The sequence below is a fragment of the Protofrankia sp. CiP1_Cm_nod4 genome, assembly GCF_982290645.1.
Genome location: NZ_CEVIVC010000234.1, coordinates 1 through 4,181, shown reverse-complemented (window position 1 = coordinate 4,181; position 4,181 = coordinate 1). Strand labels below are relative to the sequence as shown.

Below are 4,181 nucleotides of genomic sequence, written 5' to 3'. Positions count from 1 at the left end.
GGGATCCCCCGCGACCCCCACAGCCGGGCCGGCGAGACGATTACCGCGGGTGACTGCACCACCTATGCGACCAGCTACCCGCCACCCACCGGCCCGTTGCTCGCCCAGACGGTCGACCTGAGCGGCGACCTCGACGACCAGATCGCCGTCCTCGACGTCGCCTCGCCGATCGGCCGCTCACTCGTGCTGAGCTTCGGCGGCCTGCTCGGCTACCTCGGCCTGAACAGCCGCGGCCTCGCGATCGGGATCAACCTCGTCCTGGGCGGCGACTGGCGGGCGGGCCTGCCCCCGTACCTGGCCGTCCGGCACCTGCTCGACACGGCGGCGAGCGTTGAGGAAGCGCTCGACGTCCTGCGCGGCCTGCGGCTGGCCAGCTCCCGCTCGCTGACTCTCCGTGACGCCACCCAGGCCGCCTGGTTAGAGATCGTCGGCGACGAGCTGCGGACCACGCGGGCGCCACGGACCGTCCACACCAACCACTTCCTCCACCCCGACCTCGCCCCCCACGACGAGATCAACGTCTTCGCCCGCAACTCCTCCGTCCGCCGCCTCCAGGCGGCCACGGCGGCGCTCACCACCCTCGGCCCGCACCCCGAGGAGCACTTCGCGCTGCTGTCCACCCCACCCATCCGGGTCGCCGACAACGGCGACATCCGCCGGGAACGCACGGTCGCCGCGACCGTCCTCCTCCCAGCCCGCGGAGAACTACACCTCCGCCCCGGCGACCCCGCCCTGTCCACCACCGAAACCTTCCGCCTGACGTAGCAGCGGTAACGGTCAGTCATTCAGCCATGCGCGTACCGTCCGGGCGAGGCCGGGGATCTCGACGGTTACCGCGATCCAGAGCAGATCGGCGTCAACCGCGAAGTATCCGTGTACGAGGTGGTTGCGCATGCCGGTGATCGCTGCCAGGGAATATCTGGATGGCTTTTCCGGAAGGCACCGGACAGCCGGGCGGTGGCTTCTCCGATGATCCCCACCCACCGGACGAGAGCTGCGGTGAGGACGACGTCGGCGTCCAGTTCGTCCCGCGACGCGGGCAGATGCGTACTGATCAGGTTGGCGTGCTCGACGATGTCACGCAGCCGCTCCTGATCAGATCTCACAGCGCAACGGCTTCGGCGAGCACCTGCTCGCGCAGCCGGGGCCGTAGGCCGGCCACAGTCGTCGCGTCGACGCGGACATCCAGGACCGCCTCGGCTCCGCTGATGAAACCACCAAGATCAAAAAGTCCTCGACCTGGAGAAAGGTCAACAAGGAGGTCGACGTCGCTGGCCTCGTCCGCCTCCGCGCGCGCGACCGAGCCGAACACGCGGATGTTGCCGACGCCGTAGCGCTGCGCGACCGCGTAGACGTCCGCACGGTGCTCGCGTAGTTCGCTCAAAGTAACACGACGACGACGAAATGCATCCATAGTCACAGCGACTTCCCTCCCGTCGGAAGGCCTGCCTGATATCAGGATGGCACAACGGCCACCGCTGGAATCGGCGGCCGTGGTCAACGGATCTGCGAGTACTGAGAGTATCCGTCAGGATGCGATTGGATATCGACCAACATCCACCAGGTAGGCTGTGGTCGGCGCCGTGGACCTCGGCCTCAGATCTTGATGATGGTGACTTCTCCCGTACTGCACAGCATCCTGAGATCTTCGGGATCCGAGGTGAGCACGGTAACCGGGCCAGGGGCGGCGAGCGCGGTCGCGCAGAGCACCGCATCGATCGCATATCTGTGGCCGTGCAGCCCCGCCTCCCCCAGCAGTTCGGCCGCGTGCCGGGCGACAGGCTCCGTGACGGGCTCCACGACGATCCGGGACACGGCCCACGCGAAGGCGGAACGCCTGATCCGCGGATGGATCACTTCGACCAGGGTCACCGCGCTGGTGATCACACGCATGTCGTCGGCGCGGGCCAGCGCGAGCCAGCCGGTGACGTCGCGGTCCCGCTGGACGGCCCTGGCGAGTCCTTCACTGTCGAGGACCAGTGTGCCCCCCGGCACGGCGACCGGGCGGGTCATGCCGCGTGTGGGTCCGAAGAGCGCTGCTGCTCGCGGGCCTGTAGCAGGGCATCCCGCCGGGATCGGATCTCCTCGTCGCCGATCGGCCCGTGCTCGGCCTCGGCGACCGCGATGAGCTCGTTGAGGTTGTCGCGTTCGATCTGGCGGGCGACGGCCGCGGCGACGTAGGCGGACAGGCCCGAGGGGCCGCTGCGGGCACGGGCGGCCTCGGCGATGTCCCGAGGCATTGTGATCGAGTACTTCTGAGTAGGCTCACTCATACCCCTTATCCTACCGTGGATGCCCCTCGATCTGACCCGTCGGTTACTCTCCGGGCGTCGGTTTTGTGCTCACAGTGGTTGCCGATTCGGTGGACAAGGCTGGGATCACCGCGTGGAAGACCCGTGGAGCCGATCTGCGGGACTGCCTGGGAGGGGATGTCGGCGGCCGAACGTGTTCCGGCGCTTCGGCATGACGTCGGAGCGCTACCGAGCCTCGGGCGCAGCCGCGGTGGTCAGGCAGAACGGATGGTCGGCAGGGTCGATGGGCACTCGCGGCTGTCGTCGGTTCTGGACGTGCCAGCTCGGGATGTGCCAGTTCTGGGCGGCGCTCACCGGCCGGGGCCACCGGCCTGCCGGCGAGAGGGCTACGGCTGGGCCTCGTCGTCCGGGGGCAGGTCCCAGTCGAGGGCGCGGAGGCTGTCGGCGACCCGTCGGAGCACGGCCAGGTCGTAGAAGATCTCGATCGGTGTGGAAGTGCCGGAGGCCGCCGGCCGCAGGGGCAGGTGATCGACCGTCTCTCCGTCCATCGTCTCTCCATCCATCGGCGTGGACGGTGCTCCGGGCCGGGAAGCCGGCCCGGCCCGGAGCACCTATCTGGCAATGGTGGGAGCGGGATGGCGTCGAGTACCACTGTACGATCTGTGAGAAACACCCCTTATGGGTACGAAAAAATTAAGCGTTTCCTACAGACGTACTCCCTGAGTTCTGGTACTCGGTTTCAGGATCGTCCTATTTCAGGCCGGAGTGGACGAAGGCGTTGACGATGTGCCGCTGGAGTACCAGGTAGAGGCCGAAGATCGGTAGGCAGGCGAGCCCGGAGGCGGCCATGATCCCGCCCCAGTCGTTGCCCTCGGTCCCGCCGAGGAAGCCGCGCAGCCCGAGCTGGATCATGGAGTTCGCCTGCTGGAGCACCATCGACGGCCAGAAGTACTCGTTCCAGGCGTTGATGAACAGCACGATGCCCAGCGCCGCCAGCGCCGGCCGCAGGTTGGGCACGACGACGGTCCACAGCGTCGACCAGGACGACCGGCCGTCGATACGGGCCGCCTCCAGCACCTCCTTGGGGAAGCTCTCCATGTGCTGGCGCAGCAGCAGGACGCCGAGCGCCGTGCACAGCGTCGGGATGACCACCCCGGCGAGCGTGTTCAGCAGGCCGAGCCGGAACAGCAGCGTGTAGTTGGACACCATCGTCACCTGGAACGGCACCAGCCACGTCCCCACGAACAGCAGGTAGAGCAGCCGCTGCCCGCGGAAGCGCCAGGCGGTGAACGCGTACGCGGCGAGCAGGCCGGTCAGCAGCTGCCCGAGGGCGGTCAGCGACGCCACGACGAACGTGTTGACCAGCATCTGGCCGATGGGGATCACGTCCGCGGCGTGCCGGTAGCTGCCGATCGACAGCGGCCAGGGCAGCAGCGACGTGTCGTAGATGTCGCCGGGGCGGCGCAGCGACGTCGCGTACATCCAGCAGATCGGGAAGACGCAGGCGACGCTGAGAACGGCCAGGACGGCATGGCCGGCGAACGAGCTCAGCGGTGACCGGCCGCCGACCGGCCCGCCGGTCCCGCCGTGGCCGCGGTGGCCGTGCCGGCGCCAGCGGCGTCCGCCGCCGTGGTCCCCGTCACCATGATCCCCGCCGCCGTGCCGGCCACCGCCGCGGTTTCCGCCGTCGTCACGGTTCCTGCCGTCATGCTGCCCGCCGCTGTACTGCCCGGGCGGCGGCGCGCCAGCGTCGCCTGCCGCCGGTGCGTCCGGCGTGGAGACGGCCATGAATCACTCCTCGTAGTCCTCGCGGTGGTTCCCGCGATATCGCTTCCCCGCCCCGCAGCCTCGCTCCCGCCCCGCGGCCGAATATCGTTGCTCATACACATGAGGGAACAAGTGGTCGCTGGGGCAGCCACTTTCGTACTC

Annotated in this window: 7 protein-coding genes; 1 reads left to right on the top strand and 6 read right to left on the bottom strand. The window is 68.6% G+C overall.

Annotated features, from left to right (window positions below; genetic code table 11):
• Positions 1-765 (top strand): C45 family autoproteolytic acyltransferase/hydrolase (locus AC5LSR_RS23440; RefSeq protein ID WP_493469042.1); only part of this gene is annotated, 765 nt, incomplete at its 5' end.
• Between the two features lie 12 nt (positions 766-777).
• Here AC5LSR_RS23440 and AC5LSR_RS23435 read toward each other — a convergent pair.
• The 6 genes from AC5LSR_RS23435 to AC5LSR_RS23410 all read right to left on the bottom strand — a co-directional run bounded on the left by AC5LSR_RS23435 (position 778) and on the right by AC5LSR_RS23410 (position 4,040).
• Positions 778-894, bottom strand: coding sequence for a HepT-like ribonuclease domain-containing protein (locus tag AC5LSR_RS23435; RefSeq protein WP_445548428.1), 117 nt, complete (start codon positions 892-894; stop codon positions 778-780).
• A gap of 208 nt (positions 895-1,102) precedes the next feature.
• On the bottom strand, positions 1,103-1,414 hold the full coding sequence (locus AC5LSR_RS23430) for a nucleotidyltransferase family protein (protein ID WP_250285304.1): 312 nt from the start codon (positions 1,412-1,414) through the stop codon (positions 1,103-1,105).
• 182 nt (positions 1,415-1,596) lie between these two features.
• Complete coding sequence (locus tag AC5LSR_RS23425) at positions 1,597-2,013, bottom strand: PIN domain-containing protein (RefSeq protein ID WP_250285296.1); 417 nt, start codon at positions 2,011-2,013, stop codon at positions 1,597-1,599.
• Positions 2,010-2,273, bottom strand: coding sequence for a hypothetical protein (locus AC5LSR_RS23420; RefSeq protein WP_047222252.1), 264 nt, complete (start codon positions 2,271-2,273; stop codon positions 2,010-2,012). The genes AC5LSR_RS23425 and AC5LSR_RS23420 overlap by 4 nt, the downstream gene beginning before the upstream one ends.
• A 365-nt stretch (positions 2,274-2,638) precedes the next feature.
• The gene (locus AC5LSR_RS23415) at positions 2,639-2,800 is read right to left on the bottom strand and encodes a hypothetical protein (RefSeq protein WP_250285295.1); all 162 of its coding nucleotides are present in this window, start codon (positions 2,798-2,800) and stop codon (positions 2,639-2,641) included.
• A gap of 202 nt (positions 2,801-3,002) precedes the next feature.
• Positions 3,003-4,040: a carbohydrate ABC transporter permease gene (locus tag AC5LSR_RS23410; RefSeq protein ID WP_250285294.1), complete on the bottom strand. Its 1,038-nt coding sequence runs from the start codon at positions 4,038-4,040 to the stop codon at positions 3,003-3,005.
• Between the last annotated feature and the right edge of the window lie 141 nt (positions 4,041-4,181).

Coding starts and splice junctions, on each gene's coding strand:
- AC5LSR_RS23435 (WP_445548428.1), bottom strand. CDS start 894: ATGCGCAACCACCTCGTACACGGATACTTCGCGGTTGACGCCGATCTG.
- AC5LSR_RS23420 (WP_047222252.1), bottom strand. CDS start 2,273: ATGAGTGAGCCTACTCAGAAGTACTCGATCACAATGCCTCGGGACATC.
- AC5LSR_RS23430 (WP_250285304.1), bottom strand. CDS start 1,414: ATGGATGCATTTCGTCGTCGTCGTGTTACTTTGAGCGAACTACGCGAG.
- AC5LSR_RS23410 (WP_250285294.1), bottom strand. CDS start 4,040: ATGGCCGTCTCCACGCCGGACGCACCGGCGGCAGGCGACGCTGGCGCG.
- AC5LSR_RS23425 (WP_250285296.1), bottom strand. CDS start 2,013: ATGACCCGCCCGGTCGCCGTGCCGGGGGGCACACTGGTCCTCGACAGT.
- AC5LSR_RS23415 (WP_250285295.1), bottom strand. CDS start 2,800: ATGGACGGAGAGACGGTCGATCACCTGCCCCTGCGGCCGGCGGCCTCC.